Consider the following 20195-nt stretch of genomic DNA (forward strand, 5'->3'; position numbering starts at 1 on the left):
ATGGGCCATGAAACTCGATCGAATTGACATCAAGATTCTCTACGAGCTGCAGAAGAACGGCCGCATCACAAATGTGGAGCTGGCGGAACGGGTCAATCTCTCCCCCAGCCCATGCCTGATGCGGGTGAAGAAGCTGCATGCTGAAGGCTATATCGTACGCTATTCGGCGCAGATCGACGTCGCAAAGCTGGGGCGGACGCTCACCGTTTTCACGGAAATTACGCTCAAGAACCATCGCCAGATCGACTTCGCGCGTTTCCTTGCCGCCATTGACAAGGTCGATGCGGCCGTCGAATGCCACCGCGTTTCCGCCCGCTACGACTATTTGACGAAATTTGTCGCCGCCGGCATCGGCGAGTACCAGGAGATCATGGAGCGGCTGAGCGACATGGATATCGGCATCGACAAGTATTTCAGCTTCGTGGTGCTGAAGTCACCCATCGTCAAGGCCCACATGCCGCTGCCCAGCCTGTTTCCGATGTAATCAGCGATGGCCGTACTGGCTGACGAGCTCGGGGTCGCGGACGAGGCCATCGAGCCAGGTGGGGTCGAGCTTCGGCACCGAGGAGAACAGAAGCTTGGAATAGGGGTGGGTCGGCGCCGTCAGCTTGTCGGGCGTGATCTGCTCCACCCGCTCGCCATTGTACATGACCATGATCTCGTTGCAGATCGCTTCGACGACCGAGAGGTCGTGGCTGATAAAAATGTAGGAAAGGCCCAACTCGCGCTGCAACTCCTTGAGCAATTCGATCACCGCGGCCGCCACCACCGTGTCGAGCGCCGAAGTGATTTCGTCGCAGATGATCAGCTTGGGGTCGGCCGCCAGGGCGCGCGCGAAGTTCACCCGCTGCTTCTGGCCGCCCGAGAGCTCCGACGGGCGACGGTAGCGCAGCGTCCTGGGCAGGCGAACCATGTCGAGCAGTTCGTCGACGCGCTTCGAGCGCGCCTGCCTGTCGAGCCCGTGATAGAAGGCCAGCGGCCGGGCAATGATGTCGTCCACGGGCTTGGCCGGATTGAGCGCGGTATCGGCATGTTGGAACACGATCTGCATCTCACGCAGCTCGTCCTGGCTGCGTTCGCCTGCGGTGCGCTCCAGTTGCTTGCCGTCGAAGATGATGTCGCCGGCCGCTGCCGGATGGATGCCGGCGATGACGCGCGCGAGCGTCGATTTTCCGCAGCCGGATTCGCCGATGATGCCGAGATTACGCCCCTTCTCGACGACCAGACTGACGGAATTGACAGCGCGGATAAGCGGCAGTCCGTCAGTCCGCACCGCACCATAGCCGGCAGTCACATTGTCGATACGCAGCAGCTGTTTCGTCCCGGCATCCGCGTCCGCATGTGCTTGCCGCGGCTTCGGCTCGAAGGCGGCCAGCAGTTCGCGCGTATAGGGGTGCTGGGCAGCCGAAAGAATCTGAGCCGTGGTGCCGGTCTCCTGCACTTCGCCGCCCTTCAGCACGACGATGTGGTCGGCGATCTGGGCGACGACAGCGAGGTCGTGGGAGACGTAGACCCCCGCTATTCCGCCCGCCCGCATGACCGACTTGAATGCCTTCAGCACGTCGATCTGCGTCGTCACGTCGAGTGCCGTCGTCGGCTCGTCGAAGATCATCAGCTTGGGATCGCCGATGAGCGCCATGGCCGCCGAAAGCCGCTGCAATTGCCCACCCGAAACCTGGTGCGGGTAGCGCGCGCCGATCCCTTCCGGATCTGGCAGCGACAAGGCCCGGAACAGCTCGACCGCGCGCTTTCGCGCCTGCTCGGGGGACATCAGCCCGTGGATGCGCGTAACCTCGATCACCTGCTCCATGATGGTAGACGAGGGATTGAAGGAGGCGGCAGCACTTTGCGGTACATAGGCAATGTCGGTGCCGCGCATCCTTGCGCGCTGCTTTTCGGAAAGTGCCGCCATGTTCTTGCCGTTGACATTGATCTGGCCGCCAGCGATCCGGCAGCCAGGCCGCGCATGGCCCATCAGCGAGAGCGCGATCGTCGTCTTGCCGGAACCGCTCTCGCCGATCAGAGCGACGATCTCGCCGTCGGCGATGTCGAGGCTGACGCCCTTGATGATTTCGACGACACGACCCGAGTCCGTCGTCGCCTCGATCCTCAGGTTCCTGACTTCGACGAGATTGCTCATGCGTCCCTATCCCTGATCTTCTGCGGCAGGTTGTCGATCAGCAGGTTGACGCTGATGGTGAGGCTGGCGATCGCCAGCGAGGGAACGATGACGGCGGGCGCGGCGAAGGGCAGGCCGCCGATGTTCTCGCGCACCAGCGCGCCCCAGTCGGCGAGCGGCGGCTGCAGGCCGAGCCCGAGGAAGGACAGGCCGGAGAGCAAGAGCACGATGAAGACGAAGCGCAGGCCGAAATCGGCCAGCACCGGGCGGATGATGTTGGGCAGGATCTCGGATCCGATGAGATAGGCGGTGCTTTCGCCGCGGACGCGAGCGACGGTCATGAAGTCCATGCTGTTGATGTTGACGGCGAGCGCCCGTGCGAAGCGGTAGGCGCCGGGGATATAGATGACGGCGAGCGTCATGATCAGCGCCGGGATCGACGAGCCGACCGCGGCGACGACGACAAGGCCGAACAGCTTGCTGGGGATGGAGTTCATGGCATCGAGGAAGCGGCTAAGGCAGGTGTCGAGCCAGCCGCCGGTGACGGCCGCGATCATCCCCAGCACCACGCCGCAGAAGCAGGCGATGGCCACGGCGGCGAGCGATATGCCGACGGTGTAGCGCGCCCCCATCAGCACCCGCGAGAGCATGTCGCGGCCCAGATAGTCCGAGCCGAGCCATAGGCCCTGACGCATCGGGCCGAAATAATCGTCGTCGACGATGTCGCCGATCGAATGGGGAGTGATATAGGGCGCGAAGATGGCGATCAGCGTCCACGCCAGGATGACCAGCGCGGCCACCACGCCCACGAGATTGTAGCTGCGGCCCAGGAAGGACCGTCGCGAAGCTGCCACGCGCGCCATCGTCACCTGAGCCTCGGGTTGGACATGATGGCGATGATGTCGGCGACGGTGATGAGCAAGAGGTAGCCGAGGCAGAAGATCATCGCGCAGCTCTGGATCAGCGGCAGGTCGCGGGTCGCGACCGCATCGACCATCAGCTTGGCGATGCCGGGATAGTTGAAGATCGTCTCCACGATGATGACGCCGCCGACAAGATAGGACAGCGACAGCGCAACCGCGTTGACGATCGGCCCGAGCGCATTGGGAAGCGCGTGCTTGAGCACCATGCGGCCGCGTGAGGCGCCTTTGAGAAGCGCCATCTCGACATAAGGCGTGGACAGTGTCTCGATCACCGCGGCGCGGGTCATGCGGATCATCTGGGCGGAGATGACGAAGGTCAGCGTGATCACCGGCATTGCATAAATGCGTACGAGGTCGGTCAGCGTATGCGCCTCATTGACCGAGGACAGCGCCGGCAGCCATTTGAGATAGACGGCGAAAAGCAGGACCGCCAGCGTCGCGACCATGAACTCCGGCACCGAGATGACGCCGATCGAAAGTATGGTGACGGTGCGATCGTAAAGGGAGCCGCGCAGCATGGCGGCGGTGATGCCCAGCGTCAGGGCCAGCGGCACCGAGAGCAGCGTGGTGATGCCGGCGAGTTCCATGGTGTTGACGAAGCGCCCGCCGATCAGCGCCGCGACCGGCATCTCGTTGGCATAGGAAGTGCCGAGATCGCCGTGGAGCAGGCCGAGAAGCCAGCGCAGGAAGCGCAGGATTGCCGGATCGTTGAGATGCATGGCCTCGCGCAGGCCGGCGACCGCTTCGGGTGTCGCCGCCTGGCCGAGCAGGATCGACGCGGTGTCGCCGGGCAGCATGCTGGTGGCGAAAAAAACGGCGAACAGGACGATCAGAAGCGTGATCACCGCGATTGCCAGCCGCTTTAACACGAGGTTTAGAACCCCAGACGTCATGGAAGCGCTCCTGCGGTTGCGTTCGGCCAAGCGATGTTGCGCAATAAGGTGCCAGGGACCGGCTGTCCGGTCCCTGGCAGGCGCCTCTCAGGCTTCGAGCCAGAGATATTCCGCCATTGCGTAGCCCATCATGCCACCGAGCGGGTTCGCCTCCAAACCCTTCACCTTGCTGGAGAGGGCATCGACGTTGGAAATGTAGGCCGGGATGATGGTGCCGGCCTCCTCGGAGACCATGGTCTGCATGTGGCCGTAGATTTCCTTGCGCTTGGCCTGGTCGAGCGAGCCACGCGCCTCGATCATCAGCTTGTCGAACTTCTCGGACTTGTACTGGCTTTCGTTCCAGGGTGCGTTGGAGGCGTAGAGCAGCGAGAACAGGATGTCCGGCGTCGGGCGTGGGTTGATGTTGCCGAAATGGACCGGCGCCTTGAGCCAGTAATTGTCCCAGTAGCCGTCGGACGGGACGCGCTGGACGTCGAGCTTCATGCCGATATCCGCGCCGGCGGCCTGGATGATCACCGCCATGTCGATCGACGAGGTCGCGGCGTCGGAGGCGATCACGGGGATGGACTGGCCAAGCAAGCCCGACTTCTGGAAGTGGAACTTGGCCTTGTCGGGGTCGAAGGCCTTCGGCTTGAGGTCGGCATTGTGGAAGATGTTCGCCGGCGAGACGGGCTGGTCGTTGCCGACTTCGCCGAGGCCGCGCAATGCCGATTTGACGATCTGCTCGCGGTTGACGAGGTATTTCATGCCGGCCACGAAGTCGGCCTTGTTGCCCGGATCCATGTCGAGCCGGATGTTGAGGTCGGTGTAGTTGCCCGAGGTGGTTTTCGACAGTTCGAAGCCCTGCTGGCCGCCGATGAGCTTCATCGCGCGCGGATTGATGGAGGCGGCGAAATTGATGTCACCGGAAAGCAGGGCGTTCACGCGGGCGCTGTCATCGCTGATGGCGATGAATTCGAAAGAGTCGAGATAGGGCTGGCCCGACTTCCAGTAGTTCTTGTTCTTGGTGACGACCGACCGAACGCCCGGTTCGAACGTTTGCAGGACGAAGGCGCCGGTGCCGTTGCCCTTGGAGAAGTCGGTGGTGCCATCGGCGACGATCATGAAGTGATGCAGCGCCAGGATGGTCGGGAGGTCGGCATTCGGATCGGCCAGCGTGATTTCCACGGTCGACTTGTCGACCGCCTTGAAGCCGGTCATCTGCGCGGCGATCTTGGCGACTTTGGAACCGACCGCCGGATCGAGATGGCGCTTCATCGAGAAGACGACGTCGTCGGCGGTGAGGGCCTTGCCGTCGTGGAAGGTGACGCCCTTGCGCAGCTTCACCGTCCAGGTCTTGGCGTCCTTGCTGTCGAAGCTTTCGGCCAGCTCCATCTGCGTGACGCCCTCCTTGTCGAGGAAAGTCAGGCGGTTGTAGAGCGAACAGCAGCGGACATAGTCGGTCGACAGCGATGCCTTTGCCGGATCGAGCGTGTCGGCGGTCGAGGACGACCAGCCGGCGGCCTTGAAACTGCCGCCGGAAACCGGCGTGGCGGCGACGGCATTGGTGGCGCGGCCAAGCACCACGCTGCCCGCGGCAACCGCAGCGCCGCCGGCCAACAGCATCTTGAGGAGTTCGCGGCGGCTCGCGCCCCGCCGAATGGCATTTTCGACCATGGCATCGTCTGCGCTGGTCCAGTTCGTGATCTTGTCGGTCATATCATTCCCCTTTCGTTTGTTTTCCGGCTTGCTCGTCTTGACGCGGCTTTCCGGGCTTGGGCTCAGGTTCGTTGCTTCAGGCTTTCCCGCACAGCGGCGGCAAGGGCCGCCATTGACGTGAAGTGGTAGTCCGGCGTGGTGAAACGCTCGGGCTCGATCGTGCCGCCATAGCCCTTCTGGGCATGCCGGCGCTCGATCCAGCAGTTGGTCAAGCCAAGCGCCCGGGATATGCCGATATCGTGATACTGGCTTTGCGCGACGTGCAGGATGTCGTCCTTGCTCTCGCCCCTTGAGGCGACGAAATCGAAGACCTTCTGGAAAAAGGCCGGGTCTGGTTTTTCCGTGCCTGTATCGTCGGCAGTGAAGGTGGCGAAAAAGGGCGATCCGAGTTGCTTCTCGAAATGATCGAGCGCCCAGCGCCGGGCATTGGTCATGGCAATCAGCCTGTGCGATTTTGCAAGCTTCGCCAATGCAGCCGCGCTGTCGGGGAAGCCTTGCCAGACGCTGGCGGAGTCCCGCAGGCGCATGCCGTATCTCTCCTCGGCCGGCAGGCCGAGCCGTGGTGCGATGACCCTGTAGACACGCACGAGATCGTCCGGGAACTGGCTCGCATCGGGCATGTAGCGGGCTTGCCGGTAAAGGCTCAGCGCTTCCTCGCCGTCGAGCGAAACGCCGGCCTCGGCGGCAATCCCGGCCAGGCAGGTCGTGATGCCGCCTTCGAAGTCGATCAGCGTGCCGACCACATCGAAGGTCATGTATTTGAATTCGCTAAAGCCCCTGGCCAAGACTGGGTCTCCTCTGCGCGCGGCCGAATTGCATGTGTTGAACAGAACAAAATTCCGTGCTGTCCGGGGCGTAGGCCTTTTTCGAAGGCCCGGAAATCCGGGCTTTCTGGCCTTGTCTTATCAACAGTCTGGCACTTCCCCCACGCTGGATTCGCCGAAAAGACGTGAGGGGGCGGCACAAAATTGCGAAATCGTCTGCCCCGGCGCTATTTCGAAACACAGGGTATTCGTCTGCCGTCATGCCATTGCCTGGCGGACATCGGGATCGTCCAGTGTCTGGTCGAGCGTCCGGCGCGTGAGCTCGATGATCGCATCTATGTCGGCGTCGGTGCAGCAGAGCGGTGGTGCATAGCCGATAACCCCATGCGCAAAGGCACGGATGATCAGGCCGTTGTCCCACGCCCTGTCGAAGACGCGCCGCGCCGGCATGGCCGACGCCGGAAGCGGGGTCTTCTTCTGTTTGTCGACCACCAGTTCGATCGCGGCAAGCATGCCGCGGCCGCGCACGTCGCCAACGAGCGGGTGGTCCCTCAGGCCCTCCAAGCCCGCCATCAGGCGAGCGCCGGCCTTGGTGCCGTTCTCCAGCAGGCCGTTTTCGTAGAGCTTCAACACTTCGAGCGCGACGGCGGCGCTGACGGGATGGGCGGAATAGGTGTAGCCGTGACCAACGGCCGAACTGCCCGCCCCGTCGGCGATGACGTCGTAGACATGATCGGCCATGAATACGGCGCCCATGGGAACATAGCCCGAAGTCAGCCCCTTCGCGGTCGTCATGAAATCGGGAACGATGTCCTCATCGGTGCAGGCGAACAAGGGTCCGGTGCGGCCGAAGCCGGTGATCACCTCGTCGGCGATGAACAGGATGCCGTACTCCCGGCAGAGCTCGCGCATCGCCTTGATCCAGCCTTTCGGCGGCACGATCACGCCGCCCGAACCTTGGATCGGCTCGGCATAAAAGGCAGCGACCCGCTCCGGTCCGATCTCTTTGACCTTGGCCTTGAGCGCGGCGCGCGATGCGGCGATGATCGCGTTGCCGTCCTCGCCCACCGGGTTGCGGTAGGGATAGGGGGAGGGGATCTTGTGCTGCCATTCAAAGGGAACGCCAAAACCGGCGTGAAAGGCGGGCAACGCGGTCAGGCCCGCGCCGACCACCGATGACCCGTGATAGCCCTGCTCGATGGAAATGAACTGGTCGCGTTGCGGCTCGCCTTTGGCATTCCAGTAGTAGCGGACGAAACGGATCGTGCTGTCGACCGCGTCCGACCCGCCGAGCGTGAAATAGACGTGATTGAGATCCCCGGGCGCGCGCTCAGCCAGCTCCGAGGCGAGGCGGATGGCCGGCTCCGAGCCGAGGTCGAAATATGCAGTGGCGTAGGGGAGTTCGCGCATCTGCCGGGCCGCCGCCTCGACGATGCTGTCATGACCATAGCCGGCATTGACGCACCACAGCCCCGCAAATCCGTCAACGAGTTGCCGGCCTGACGCATCGGTCACGGTCGCCCCCTTCGCCGATTTCAAGACGCGCACGCCGAGCGCCTCATGGCCGCGGTATGATGAGACCGGATGGATGAGGTGGGCGCGATCGAGTTCGATCAGGGAATTCGCGAGCATTGTTGTCCTCCTAGCCGAGCGCCTGGTTGGCGAGGGCGTAAACTTTTGGCCTGGTCTGTTCCGCGACGCTCTTGGGCGGACGGTCCATTGCCACGCCTCCGCCGACATGGGTGAGGCCGATTTCCTCGAGCCAACCGGCAATGCCGGTCGCGCTGTCGGTATCCACGCGCAGAAAGGCGCCGGGGCGGTTCGCGGCGAAGAAGCTAATCAGGGCCTTCGCGGTGTCAGCGCTTTCCGCGATGACCGGTCCGATCACCTCACCGCGTCCGAACAGGCGGATTGCGGCATAGGCTTCAATCACGCCGTGGCGGCGGATGATTGCGAATTGACCGCGCTCGGCCAGCGCATCGATCAGGGCTTGCCGGTCGGCGCCATAGGCGTTGCGGTCCAGCGCCTTGATGTCCGGCAGCTCGTCCATGCTTGCGGCTTCCACTCCATCCGGCACGCCGAGCGCTGCAACCGTACCTTGATGCTGCCGGATCGTGCCGGAGGGCACAAAGCCCAGTTTCTGGTAGAGAGGCATGCCGTCATTCGTCGCGACGAGCCGCAGCGGACGGTCGCCGGCAAGGGCGATGGCCTGATCCATGAGCCGGCGCCCGAGCCCCTTGCCACGCACGTTCCTGTCGACGATCACCATGTTGATCATGGCGCAGTCCGCGCCATAGGGTGTCACCAGGATGGTTCCGGTGACACGGCCCTGGTCGTCGAGCGCGACCGCGCCGCTTGAGAGCTGCAGCGCCATCTGCCAGTCCTGCGGGCGATGCGGCCAATTCTCCTGGCGAGAAAGCGTCACGGCTCCCTCGATATGGTCCGGCCCGAAGTCCTGAATCTCGATATCGCCCTGCTGCATGAGGCATCCTTCCGTCTGCCCTCAAGTCTCGACCATTGTCGCGTCGCAAATCGTCTGAAGGCTTCGGCCTTGGCGCTATCTTTCGCCGTAGCGCAAGCGGTGCGCCGCATCTTGTGCTGGCGCCCGCCACAGCGGAGGCGCTCCACGTCACGCGCGGCGCCGCGTTCGACACACCAGATGCTACAGCGTGCCAAACCGGGTGGCGGATACGGAACTTTCTGCTTTCGGGAGGGCGATTTCGGTCAGGTGGGTCGCCACCACCCGTCCTATGATGAAATGCTTCCCAACGCGAATGTGCTTCCACTGGAGATCGACGGACATGGCTTCTTTCAGGCCCAAATATATCACCTTCGACTGCTACGGCACGTTGACCAATTTCCAGATGGCGGAAGCGGCGCGAGACCTTTACGGCAGCCGGCTCGACGAACCGCGTATGCAGGAGTTCATCAAGAACTTCGCCGCCTATCGGCTCGACGAGATCATGGGTGACTGGAAGCCTTATGCCGACGTTGTCTACAACGCGCTCGAGCGGGCCTGCAAGCGCAATGGTGTTGCCTTCAGCCCTGACGACGCCAGGATGGTCTATGAGCGTGTCCCGACCTGGGGGCCCCATGCAGATGTCCCAGCCGGCCTGGCTAAGGTCGCCAAGGAAATTCCGCTGGTCATCCTGTCCAACGCCATGAACGCGCAGATCCTGTCCAATGTCGAGAAGCTCGGCGCGCCGTTCCATGCCGTCTACACGGCCGAGCAGGCGCAGGCTTACAAGCCACGTTTCAAGGCCTTCGAATACATGCTCGACATGCTGGGCTGCGGCCCGGAAGATATTCTTCACTGCTCGTCCTCGTTCCGCTACGACCTGATGTCGGCACATGATCTCGGCATCACGAACAAGGTCTGGGTCAATCGCGGCCACGAACCGGCAAACCCTTACTATGGCTATGTCGAGATATCAGACATTTCGGGTCTCCCGGGAGTGATCGGGCTTTGAAACAGGCGGATCGTCGATGAAACTGATCTCCTACTGGCACGATACCGCCCCTGTCTTTTCCGGCGGAGCGCAAGGCCCGGTCGAGGGGCACTATGATGCCGTCATCGTCGGTGGCGGCTTCACCGGTCTCGCCGCGGCGCGCCAACTGGCGAAGGCCGGCGCGAAGGTGGCGGTGCTGGAGGCGCAGCGCGTGGGCTGGGGCGCATCCGGCCGCAATGGCGGGCACCTGAACAACGGCCTCGCTCACAGCTACCTCTCTGCCAAGGCGGAACTCGGCAAGGAACGCGCGATCGCGCTCTACCGCGCGCTCGACGACTCCGTCGACACCATTGAGGCGCTGGTTGCCGAAGAGGGCATCGACTGCAATTTCCGCCGCGCCGGCAAGCTGAAGCTCGCCTCCAAGCCGCAGCATTTCGAAGCGATCGCCCGCAATTTCGAAGCCCTCCATGCGGAAGTGGATCCGGATACGGCGCTGCTGTCGGCGGCCGACCTCAAATCCGAGATCAGCTCGCCCTTCCACGGCGCGATGCTGTCGAAGAAGAGCGCCATGATGCATATGGGCCGCTATGTGGCAGGCCTTGCGACAGCCGCGGCCCGCCACGGCGCGATCATCCACGAGAATGCGGCGGTGACCGACCGCAAGCAGGTCGGTGGCAGGCATGAGCTGACGACCTCCCGCGGCCGCATCAGCGCCGACAACGTGCTGGTAGCGACAGGCGCCTATACCACGCCGAATTTGGGCTATTTTCGCCGCAGGATCATCTCCGTCGGCAGCTTCATCATCGCCACGCGGCCGTTGAGCGACGCCGAGATCACTGCCACCATGCCCGGCAACCGGACATGCGTCACCTCGATGAATATCGGCAACTACTTCCGGCTTTCACCGGACAAGCGCCTGATCTTCGGCGGTCGCGCGCGCTTCTCGGCGACTTCGGACCAGCGCTCGGATTCGAAGAGCGGACAGATATTGCAGGCGGGCCTCGCGGCGATCTTCCCGCAGCTCGCCAAGGTCGAGATCGACTATTGCTGGGGTGGGCTGGTCGACATGACCAAGGACCGCTTTCCGCGGGCCGGCTATCATGACGGGGTCTGGTACGCGATGGGCTATTCCGGCCACGGCGCGCAGCTTTCCACCCATCTCGGCATGGTCCTGGCCGATGCCATGCTCGGCCGCGAGGACCGCAATCCGCTGAAGGGGCTCGAATGGCCTGCCATTCCCGGTTATTCCGGCAAGCCCTGGTTCCTGCCGATGGTCGGCCTCTATTACAAGGCGCTCGACCGGATCCAGTGAGCTTCGATGTGGTCCGCTTTGGGCTCTCAGCCAAATTGCCTCAGCTGAGCCCGCCCATGTGGAAGCTCTTCATCTCGAGATATTCCTCGATGCCGACCTGCGCCCCCTCACGGCCGAGGCCGGACTGCTTGACGCCGCCGAAGGGCGCGACTTCCATCGAGACCGAGCCGGTGTTGAGCCCCACCATGCCGAACTCCAGCGCCTCGCCGACGCGCCAGGCGCGTTTCAAATTCTCGGTGTAGAAGTAGGAAGCAAGCCCATAGGGCGTACCGTTGGCGAGCGTGATCGCCTCCTCTTCCGTCTCGAACCGGAAAAGCGGCGCGACCGGGCCGAACGTTTCCTCGGCGGCGAGCTGCATGTCTTTTGTGGCACCAGTCAGCACCAGCGGCGCGACATACTGGGGACCGTCGGGCAATGCCGGCCTCGTTGTGATGATCGAAGCACCCTTGGCGAGCGCGTCCTCGACATGGCGGTTGATCTTCTCGACCGCCGCCATGTTGATCATCGGCCCGATGGCGACACCGGCTTGAGTGCCCGGTCCGACCGTCATGGTGTTGACGCGAGCGGAAAGCTTGGCGGCGAAGGCTTCGTAGACACCGGCCTGGACGAGGATGCGGTTGGCGCAGACGCAGGTCTGTCCGCCATTGCGGAATTTCGAGACAAGCGCGCCCTCGACGGCGAGATCGAGATCGGCGTCGTCGAAGACGATGAGGGGCGCGTTGCCGCCGAGTTCGAGGCTGAGCCGTTTGACAGTATCGGCCGCGCCGCGCATCAGCAGCGAACCGACCCGCGTCGAGCCGGTGAAGGAGATCTTGCGAACAGTCTCGTTGGCCATGATCTCGTTGCCGATCTCGGCCGGCATGCCGGTGACGATGTTGATGACGCCGGCGGGGATGCCCGCGCGTTCGGCAAGCACGCCGAGCGCCAGCGCCGAATAGGGCGTGAACTCGGATGGCTTGATCACAACCGTGCAGCCGGCGGCCAGCGCCGGCGCGACCTTGCGGGTGATCATCGCGTTGGGGAAGTTCCACGGCGTGATGATGCCGCACACACCGACCGGCTCCTTGAGCACGATGATACGCCGGTCTGGCGTCGGCGAGGGGATGGCGTGGCCGTTGATGCGGCGTGCCTCCTCGGCAAACCATTTGACGAAGGAAGCCCCGTAGCGGATCTCGCCTTTGGCCTCGTCCAGCGGCTTGCCCTGTTCCGTCGTCAGGATCAGCGCGAGATCGTCCAGATGCGCCAGCATCAGGCCATGCCAGGCCTCCAGGAGGCCAGCGCGCTCGGCGTTGGTCTTCTTCTTCCAGCCAGCATAAGCGGACGCCGCGGCCTCGATGGCCGCCCGGGTCTCCGGACCGGCCATGTCGGGCACCGTGCCGATCGCGCACTGAGCAGCCGGATCGACAACATCGACCGTCTTGCCGGAGCGGGCAGCGACCCATTTGCCGTCGATCAGGCCGGCTTCGCGGAAGAGACTTTTGTCTTTGAGGTTTTTCATCGAAAACGACCTTGCAATCAGGAGAGCGCTGCAACGACGGCGGCCGTGATGGCCTGCGTTCTGTCTTTGCCCGGAATGGTTCCAATGCCGCGCGCGGTTGTCGCTTCGACCGCTTGCATGACCCGCCCGGCTGCGACCGCTTCGCCGAGATGGTCGAGCATCATGGCGCCGGACCATATAGTGGCGATGGGATTAGCGATGCCCAGATGCGCGATGTCGGGCGCGGAACCGTGCACAGGCTCGAACATGGATGGTGCCGAGCGGTCGGGATTGATGTTGGCCGAGGCGGCGTAGCCGAGCCCACCCTGGATCGCTGCGCCTATGTCAGTCAGGATATCGCCGAACAGATTGGAGGCGACGACCACGTCGAGGCTCTCCGGCGCCATGATCATGCGCGCGGCCAGCGCGTCGACGTGATAGCTGGTGATATCGACGTCCGGATAATCCGCAGCCAGCTTTCGCGCGATCTCGTCCCAGAACACCATCGAGTATTTCTGCGCGTTGGACTTGGTGACGGAGGCCAGCTTGCCGCGCCGTTTCCGCGCCTGCTCGAAGCCGAAGCGCAGGATGCGCTCGACGCCGGCGCGGGTGAAGATCGAGGTTTCCACCGCGACCTCGTCCAGAGTGCCTTGATGCACGCGCCCGCCGGCGCCCGAATATTCGCCCTCGGTGTTCTCGCGGATGCACAGGATGTCGAAGCTCTCGGCACGTAGTGGGCCGTTGACGCCCGGCAGCAGGCGGTGCGGCCTTATGTTGGCGTATTGCACGAATGCCTTGCGGATCGGCAGCAGCAGGCCGTGCAACGAAACGGAATCCGGTACCTCCGCTGGCCAGCCGACGGCGCCCAGAAGAATGGCGTCGAAGCCGCGCAAGGTCTCGATGCCGTCTTCGGGCATCATGCGGCCGGTATCCTTGTAGAATTTGCAGGACCAAGGGAACTGGGTTCCCGTCAAGGCAAAGCCCGCGTGTTTGGCTGCGGTCTCCAGCACCGTCCAGGCGGCGGCGGTCACATCGCGGCCGATGCCGTCGCCGGGGATCAAAGCGATCGAGTAGGGCTTCATCGGCATCTTCTCTAGAGGCTGATCAGGACGCTCTTGGTCCTGCGGTTGGCGAGATAAGCCTCGCGGCCGAGATCCTTGCCGATGCCGGAGCGCTTGTAGCCGCCGGTCGGCAGGATATGGTCGCGCGAGCGGCTGTAGCGGTTGATCCAGACGGTGCCCGCTTCGAGCTTGCGTGCCAGGCGGATCGTGCGGGACAGGTCGGCGGTGAACAGGCCGGAAGCCAGCCCGTAGGTTGGATGGCTGGACAGCGCCAGCGCCTCTTCCTCCGTCTCGAAGGTCTGGATGGTGAGGACCGGGCCGAAGATTTCCTCGACGATCGCCGGATTGGCCTGGTCGACATCACAGATCAGCGTCGGCTGGTAGAAATAGCCGGGGCTGTCCATGACGCCGCCACCGGTCAGGCATTCGCCGCCGGCCTCGATCGCGGCCCGCACGATGCTGTCGACACGGGCCCGCTGCCGTTCCGAGATAACAGGCGAATACTGCGTCGCCTCGTCCCAAGTCGGGCCGGGCCGCACCGCCTTCATCCTTTCCAGGATGGCAGCCGTCAACCTGTCGGCCACGCTCCTCTCGACGATCAGGCGCGTGCCGGCGACGCAGGCCTGACCGGCATTGAAGGTGACGCTGCCGGCGATGGCCGTCGCGGCCTTCTCCATATCGGCATCGGCAAAGACGATCTGCGGACTCTTGCCGCCGAGTTCCAGCGTCATCGGCTTGACGCCGGCGCGGGCGACGTTCTCCATGATCGCTGAGCCGGCGCGGGTCGAGCCGGTGAACGAGACCTTGGCGATTTCGGGATGGCCGGTCAGCGCCGTGCCGGTCGTCAGGCCGTCTCCCAGCACGACGTTTATGAGCCCTGCCGGCAGGCCCGCCCTCACGGCGAGTTGCGCCATGTAGACTGCCGAGAACGGTGTCATTTCCGATGGCTTCAGCACCACCGCATTGCCCGCGGCCAGAGCCGGCCCAAGCTTCCAGCCGGCCATCGAGATCGGAAAATTCCAGGGCGTGATCGCGCCCACCACGCCATAGGGCTCGCTCATGATCATGCCAAGGGTGGCATCGTCCGTGGGCACGAGCTCGCTGCCTTCCTTGTCGGCGAACTCGGCAAAGAAGCGGATCTGCTCGGCGGTCACGGCGATGTCGCCGGCAACGAGCTGGCCGACAGGCCGGGTCGAGCACAGCGCCTCGATCCTGGCCAGCGTTTCGGCTTCCGCCTCGATCAGATCGGCCCAGGCCTGGAGTGCCCTTGTGCGCTCGCGTGGCCGGACGCCGCCCCAGTTGCTGGCCTTCAGCGCCACCTTGGCGCTTTCCACGGCACGGCCGACCATATCGACGCCGGCCACCTGGCAGGCGGCGTATGCCTTGCCGTCCGACGGGCGGCGCATCTCGATCGCGCCCTCGGCCGCGATCAGCTCGCCGCCGATGAAATGGCCGACGGGAAGCGAGACGGTATCCGGATCGAAGCTCAAGCCCATGGCACCCACTCTGGAATATTCTGCAGAAGCCTAGCGCGGGCTCTGGCGCAGCATGCGCCGTTCGACGATCGGTCGCGGATGATTGTTGTGTGCCGGCGATGACAGACGGCAAAATCTGTTGCGGAGGCCGGCGCCTTCGCGCTCCCGTTACCCTACCGTCACGTAGATCTTGCGGACCGTCTCAATGGTCTTCCAAACCCCGGTGAAGCCAGGTTTCATCACGAAGCTGTCGCCGGCGCGATAGGTCACCGGCTTGCCGCCGTCGGGCGTGATTTCGATCAAGCCGGAGAGGATGTGGCAGAACTCGAAAGTCTCGCCCTTGATCGAGCGCGTTTCGCCGGGCGTCGCCTCCCAGACGCCGGTATGGACGAGGTCGCCCTTGGCAACATCCTGCGCCCAGGTTTTGAAGCCAGGGTTGCCGGAAATCAGCCGTTCGGGCAGCGCCGCGGATTCGCGCGGCTGGAAGACAGGCCTAGTATCGACGGTCTTGAGCAGGGACAAGAGATGGTCTTTCATGTTGGAGGATCTTGGCTTGATGTGTCGTTGTCCCAGAACCGCTGCACACTTCCGGGCGACATGCACTTAGTAGCCGCGCGACCGGTCGACGAGCCCGATGGGATCAAGACCGGCGCGGTAACGCCTGATGTTTTCGACAACCGCCTTTGCTGCGCTGGCGGGCTGGGTGACGCTGGCGACATGCGGAGTCAGGATGACCTTCGGATGCGACCAGAACGGATGGCCTGCCGGCAGCGGTTCGGGATCGGTGACGTCGATCATCGCCGCCGAAAGGTGGCCGCTGTCGAGCGCGGTGACGAGGGCTTCGTCGTCGAGCTGCGGCCCCCGGCCGGTGTGGACGAGTGCCGCCCCTTCAGGCAGTTGCGCAAACAGGCCGGCATCGAGCAAACCGCGCGTCTCCTCGGTCAGCGGCAGCAGGCAGATCAATATGTCGCTGACGGCGAGCATCTCGGTCAGCCCGGGCTCGCCATGGTGGCAGGTCACGCCCTCGATCCGCCGGGGCGAGCGGCTCCATCCGGCGAGCGGAAAGCCGAAGGGCTTCAGGCGGTCGAGGACGGCTTGGCCAAGCTGTCCGAGGCCGAGCACGCCTATCCGGCGCGCCCCGGCCTGGAGCTGGGCGATGTCAGCCCATTCGCCGGCGCGCTGCTGCGCGAGATATCCAGGCAGGTTGCGGTGGAGCGCGAGTACGGCCAGCGTCACATATTCCTGCATCATGCGCACGATGCCTTCCTCGATCATGCGCACGACCTTCACGTTTGCAGGTACCGCATCCAGGCGAAATTGGTCGACGCCGGCGCCGATGGAAAACAGGATTTCCAAGTTCGTATAAAGAACGAGGTTGTCCGGCACGGTCCAGCTGATCAGATAACGCACGGCGTCGGGATCGACCGTCGCGGCATCCATCGTGATGGGAACATCCGGCAGTTCTGTCGCGAATACCTCGCAGAAGATCGCGCCGCGCCGTGCATCGGAATTGAACAGGAATGTCATTCCGTTCCTCTCATGCCGCGCAGCGGACGCCCAGAGCCTCGATCACTCGCTGACAGGCGGTGAGTTCGCTGGCAAGGATGTATTCGTTGGGTTTGTGGGCGCGGTCTATGTCGCCGGGTCCGCAAATGATCGCATCGAGCCCGGCGGCCTGGTAAAGTCCGGCCTCCGTGCCGTAGCTGACGGCGGCGAGCGGCGCATCGCCGGTCAGTTCGCCCAGCAGTGCCGCAAGCGCCGTATCCTGAGGCAGCGACAGCGCCGGATAAGCGCTCATCGGCCTCCACTCGATACGAAAGCCGTCGGCCGCGAGGGCCTCTGCCCGCGCCTTGACCGGCGCGAGCAGGCTTGCCGGGTCGACACCAGGTATGGCGCGTGCCTCCAGGTCCAAAGTGCAGGTGCCGGGGATGATGTTGACCTGATGTCCGCCTGCCACGACGCCCGCCTGCAGCGAGGAGTAGGGCGGCTCGAAGGCGGCGTCGAATGGACCGTGTGTCAGCCGCTCGGCTTCGCTCACGGCCGCGCTCAGCACATAGGCCATGGCATGGACGGCGTTGAGCCCGAGATCGGGCCTCGAGGAATGCCCCGAGCGCCCGTTGACGATCACCCGGGCGGCCGCCTTACCCTTATGGCCGCGCACGGCGCGCATGCCGCTCGGCTCGCCGACGATGACGCCCAACGGCTTCGCGCACAATTCGGGAAGGCGGGCGATCAAATGCGGCACGCCACGGCATCCGACCTCCTCGTCGTAGGAAAAGGCGAGGTGGATAGGCCCGGCAAGGCGCAGTCCCGTCAGCGCGGGCACGGCCGCGAGTGCCGCGGCAAGAAACCCCTTCATGTCCGTGGTGCCGCGTCCATAGAGCCGTTCCCCCTCCTTGCGCAGTGCGAAAGGGCTCGAACTCCATTGCGGCTCGCTGGCGGGAACGACGTCCATATGGCCGGACAGGATGTAGCCCGGGACATCGGCGGGGCCGATCGTCGCGAAAAGATTGGAACGATCGCCTTCCGGCCCCGGAAGCACGGTGACCTGAACTCGGTGTTCAGCGAGATAGGTCTTGATCCAGCCCGCGATATCGCCGTTCGGCCTGCCGGCGACCGTTGGAAAAGCGACGAGACGATCGAGGATGTCGAAGACGTCCATTCCAGTCCTCAAAACGTTCGGGTTCGCCGGATCGGAGCCGTCGACCATATGCTGCTAGATTTCCAGAGAGAGTGTGTGCATTCTTTCGCGATTGCGTGCCGAAAGCTGAAATGTTTCAGTTGAATCTTGCGTTGCCGCGCGGCTTTCGAGCTAATCGTACCGGTCCGCTCGTTTAGCGTTGGCGGGCAGAGGGTGGCCGTCGTTGTGCCGCGCTCGGTAGGACAATCTTGTAGGGGCATGGACTTGAAGCCGTCCGGAAGCTTGAAAATCGACACTTTCTCGATGCGGATCGGCGACATCGAAGGCGTCGAACTGGACCGCTTGCACGCACACTCGCTCGCCGTGGGATGGCCGCATCGCGCTGAGGACTGGCAGTTCCTTCGCGAAATGGGACACGGGTTCGTGGCGCTCGACGAGATCGGCCGCGTTCTCGGCTCGGCCATGTGGTTCGCGCATGGTGCCGATTTCGCCACAGTGGGGATGGTCATCACCTCGCCGCGATTGCAGACGCTGGGGGCGGGGCAATGGCTGATGAAGCGGGTCTTCGAGAAGGTCGCCGGGCGCGATCTGCGCCTGAATGCAACGCGCGCGGCAAGGCGGCTCTATCTCTCGCTGGACTTCCAGCCGGAGAAGACCGTCTATCAATGCCAGGGCGTCGCCAGCTTGCAGATGACGGGCAGGCCGGCAAATATTCGAGGCGATGTCCGAAGTTTGGGCGAAAATGACATTGCCGCTGTGATCGCGCTCGACGCGGCCGGGTTCGGCGTGAGGCGGGCGGCTCTCATCGAAAAACTTTTCGTTCACTCGGCCGGCTATGGTCTTTTCAAGGGCCATACGCTGAGCGCTTTCGCGCTCTGCCGGCCGTTCGGGCGGGGCCATGTCGTGGGACCGGTCGTGGCGGTTAGCGACGCCGACGCGTTGGCGGTCGTCCGGCCGCACGTGGCCGACCATTCGGGGTCTTTCCTGCGCATCGACACCCATATGGACAATGGCGAGTTCGCCGCCTTTTTGTCGCACAGCGGAATGCCGGTATTTGACACGGTGGTGACCATGTCGCTGGGCAAACGCATTGCCGCTGTTCCTTACGGCAGCTCGTTGAGGACCTATGCCTTAGCAAGCCAAACCCTCGGGTAGTTGCCTTCTGTCGCGCAACGGTATCGGCTTGGTCGACCCTGGTTTTATCAATTGCTCGCCTAGGGTGGTCCGCATGGTGTTCTATCCCACCTTGGCCCTAGAAAGCGGCCCGTTCGCTCGCGACCCATTTCGGTCATTCACTACCAGGAGTTCCTGACGACCTGGGGCTACATTGGCGATATCTCGAAGCTCGTAACCAGTCGTCTTCTTGGTCCTTTGGTTCGCCAGACCATACGAGAGAATTCGAAGGAAACGGCTTGGCCCAAAACGTTTGGGCCGATTATGGGCCCAAAGAGAAGGTCGGTCGATATGCCATCCTGCGCATGATCGGTTGGTTTGACTTACTTGACGACGCGCAGGGCCGCTCGCTGCTTCATCGCATCGCATTTGGCCTCACGCTCGTTGATGGCGCGGGCGATGTCGACAGCCATTCGCTTTCTTTTCGGCGAATGGATGCCCATAGGCATTCTTCAGTACCGTCCCGCCTTCCGAACGATCGAGCGGTGCCAACGCTTGTGCCAGCTTGTCGACGATGGGGATGAACATCTCGCGCCCGCCGTGACGGTTGCGGTTCTTCTTCCGCCGGAAATCGAAGCCTCGATCACCTCCAAGAGAGCCATCGACGTGGACGACAACGCCAGCGTTGCAAAGGGGGCAGTGCTGTTCGCAGCGACGACAGGGCCAAAGTGGCCCAGGCAGGCGCCAGTGTCGAACATCCCCGCAAGATGATTGTTCCGTCCGACGGGCGAGACGCGGCCTCCGAAGCATGAGGAGATCAGGGGCTGTACTCCCTTCTACTTGGGACCCGTCTGTTGACTGGCGGCAACGAGATTTCTATCGTGCTGCGCCATCACAGCAATGAGCAAGGCGCGCGGCGTTGGGCACCTCATCGTGGACGTCGGCATTCTGATAGCGGCATAGCGGTCGAGCTCGGCCTTGGGCCAGCCGGTGCCATCGATCGACGTCATCCACTCCGATAGAGATCCCATGCAGCCGGCGGTTATCGGCCGCAACAGCCGCCGGGCGGCAATGAACCAACGGCGCCGGGATCGTTGGCGGCCCAAGGCAGCTAAGGTACAGTTGCAGGCGGTCACCGAAACGTTCCCCCGCTATCTCGCATCGGGAGTGCTGCGCCGACGATGGTATTCTTTACAAGCGACACGCATTTCAATGATCCCCGCATTCTCAGGATCGATCGCCGGCCGTTCGGATCGCTGGCCGAGCATGA

General features: G+C 63.6%; 18 protein-coding genes and 2 pseudogenes. 5 read left to right on the top strand and 15 right to left on the bottom strand.

Going from position 1 to position 20195, the window contains the following annotated elements; translation table 11 throughout:
• Window positions 1–7: 7 nt before the first annotated feature.
• Entirely contained in the window at window positions 8–484 is a 477-nt protein-coding gene (locus X743_RS139545; RefSeq protein ID WP_023769079.1) for an Lrp/AsnC family transcriptional regulator, read from the top strand.
• Here the strand turns inward: X743_RS139545 and X743_RS139540 are convergent, their stop codons facing one another.
• The 8 genes from X743_RS139540 to X743_RS1000000173065 form a co-directional block, all read right to left on the bottom strand.
• The gene (locus X743_RS139540) at window positions 485–2140 is read right to left on the bottom strand and encodes an ABC transporter ATP-binding protein (RefSeq protein ID WP_023769080.1); all 1656 of its coding nucleotides are present in this window, start codon (window positions 2138–2140) and stop codon (window positions 485–487) included.
• Window positions 2137–2982, bottom strand: coding sequence for an ABC transporter permease (locus tag X743_RS139535; protein ID WP_023769081.1), 846 nt, complete (start codon window positions 2980–2982; stop codon window positions 2137–2139). The genes X743_RS139540 and X743_RS139535 overlap by 4 nt, the downstream gene beginning before the upstream one ends.
• 2 nt (window positions 2983–2984) lie before the next feature.
• The gene (locus X743_RS139530; RefSeq protein WP_013894052.1) at window positions 2985–3935 is read right to left on the bottom strand and encodes an ABC transporter permease; all 951 of its coding nucleotides are present in this window, start codon (window positions 3933–3935) and stop codon (window positions 2985–2987) included.
• 87 nt (window positions 3936–4022) lie between these two features.
• On the bottom strand, window positions 4023–5633 hold the full coding sequence (locus X743_RS139525) for an ABC transporter substrate-binding protein (protein ID WP_023769083.1): 1611 nt from the start codon (window positions 5631–5633) through the stop codon (window positions 4023–4025).
• Window positions 5634–5695: 62 nt separating this feature from the next.
• The gene (locus X743_RS139520) at window positions 5696–6418 is read right to left on the bottom strand and encodes an HAD-IA family hydrolase (protein ID WP_031258734.1); all 723 of its coding nucleotides are present in this window, start codon (window positions 6416–6418) and stop codon (window positions 5696–5698) included.
• Between the two features lie 237 nt (window positions 6419–6655).
• The gene (locus X743_RS139515) at window positions 6656–8029 is read right to left on the bottom strand and encodes an aspartate aminotransferase family protein (RefSeq protein ID WP_023769085.1); all 1374 of its coding nucleotides are present in this window, start codon (window positions 8027–8029) and stop codon (window positions 6656–6658) included.
• A gap of 10 nt (window positions 8030–8039) precedes the next feature.
• Window positions 8040–8879 (bottom strand): GNAT family N-acetyltransferase, encoded by an 840-nt coding sequence (locus X743_RS139510; protein WP_023769086.1) that lies wholly within the window; start codon window positions 8877–8879, stop codon window positions 8040–8042.
• 180 nt (window positions 8880–9059) lie between these two features.
• Window positions 9060–9200, bottom strand: a complete 141-nt coding sequence (locus X743_RS1000000173065; RefSeq protein ID WP_023769087.1) for a hypothetical protein — start codon at window positions 9198–9200, stop codon at window positions 9060–9062.
• Between X743_RS1000000173065 and X743_RS139505 the strand changes: the two genes are divergently transcribed.
• Window positions 9199–9867, top strand: coding sequence for a haloacid dehalogenase type II (locus tag X743_RS139505; RefSeq protein WP_023769088.1), 669 nt, complete (start codon window positions 9199–9201; stop codon window positions 9865–9867). The two genes, X743_RS1000000173065 and X743_RS139505, sit on opposite strands and share 2 nt — an antisense overlap.
• Window positions 9868–9883: 16 nt before the next feature.
• Window positions 9884–11158: an FAD-binding oxidoreductase gene (locus tag X743_RS139500; RefSeq protein ID WP_023769089.1), complete on the top strand. Its 1275-nt coding sequence runs from the start codon at window positions 9884–9886 to the stop codon at window positions 11156–11158.
• A 40-nt stretch (window positions 11159–11198) separates the two neighbouring features.
• Here X743_RS139500 and X743_RS139495 read toward each other — a convergent pair whose 3' ends face one another.
• The 6 genes from X743_RS139495 to argE all read right to left on the bottom strand — a co-directional run bounded on the left by X743_RS139495 (window position 11199) and on the right by argE (window position 17833).
• Window positions 11199–12656: an NAD-dependent succinate-semialdehyde dehydrogenase gene (locus tag X743_RS139495; protein WP_023769090.1), complete on the bottom strand. Its 1458-nt coding sequence runs from the start codon at window positions 12654–12656 to the stop codon at window positions 11199–11201.
• A gap of 17 nt (window positions 12657–12673) precedes the next feature.
• On the bottom strand, window positions 12674–13717 hold the full coding sequence (locus tag X743_RS139490; RefSeq protein ID WP_023769091.1) for a tartrate dehydrogenase: 1044 nt from the start codon (window positions 13715–13717) through the stop codon (window positions 12674–12676).
• Between the two features lie 11 nt (window positions 13718–13728).
• Complete coding sequence (locus tag X743_RS139485) at window positions 13729–15192, bottom strand: aldehyde dehydrogenase family protein (RefSeq protein ID WP_023769092.1); 1464 nt, start codon at window positions 15190–15192, stop codon at window positions 13729–13731.
• Between the two features lie 147 nt (window positions 15193–15339).
• Complete coding sequence (locus tag X743_RS139480) at window positions 15340–15693, bottom strand: cupin domain-containing protein (RefSeq protein WP_031250460.1); 354 nt, start codon at window positions 15691–15693, stop codon at window positions 15340–15342.
• Window positions 15694–15774: 81 nt separating this feature from the next.
• Window positions 15775–16698: a glyoxylate/hydroxypyruvate reductase A gene (locus X743_RS139475; protein WP_023769094.1), complete on the bottom strand. Its 924-nt coding sequence runs from the start codon at window positions 16696–16698 to the stop codon at window positions 15775–15777.
• A 10-nt stretch (window positions 16699–16708) separates the two neighbouring features.
• Window positions 16709–17833, bottom strand: a complete 1125-nt coding sequence (argE, locus tag X743_RS139470; protein WP_031258735.1) for an acetylornithine deacetylase — start codon at window positions 17831–17833, stop codon at window positions 16709–16711.
• Window positions 17834–18070: 237 nt separating this feature from the next.
• Between argE and X743_RS139465 the strand changes: the two genes are divergently transcribed.
• Complete coding sequence (locus tag X743_RS139465; RefSeq protein ID WP_023769096.1) at window positions 18071–18967, top strand: GNAT family N-acetyltransferase; 897 nt, start codon at window positions 18071–18073, stop codon at window positions 18965–18967.
• Window positions 18968–19308: 341 nt separating this feature from the next.
• On the opposite strand, the pseudogene X743_RS1000000174195 reads toward X743_RS139465, so the two are convergent.
• A pseudogene (locus X743_RS1000000174195) lies at window positions 19309–19561 on the bottom strand (integrase); the annotation flags it as partial.
• A 545-nt stretch (window positions 19562–20106) separates the two neighbouring features.
• Between X743_RS1000000174195 and X743_RS1000000173780 the strand changes: the two are divergent.
• Window positions 20107–20195, top strand: a pseudogene (locus X743_RS1000000173780) (metallophosphoesterase); the annotation flags it as partial.

It is taken from the genome of Mesorhizobium sp. LNHC232B00, from assembly GCF_000502435.1.
Lineage (GTDB): Bacteria > Pseudomonadota > Alphaproteobacteria > Rhizobiales > Rhizobiaceae > Mesorhizobium > Mesorhizobium opportunistum.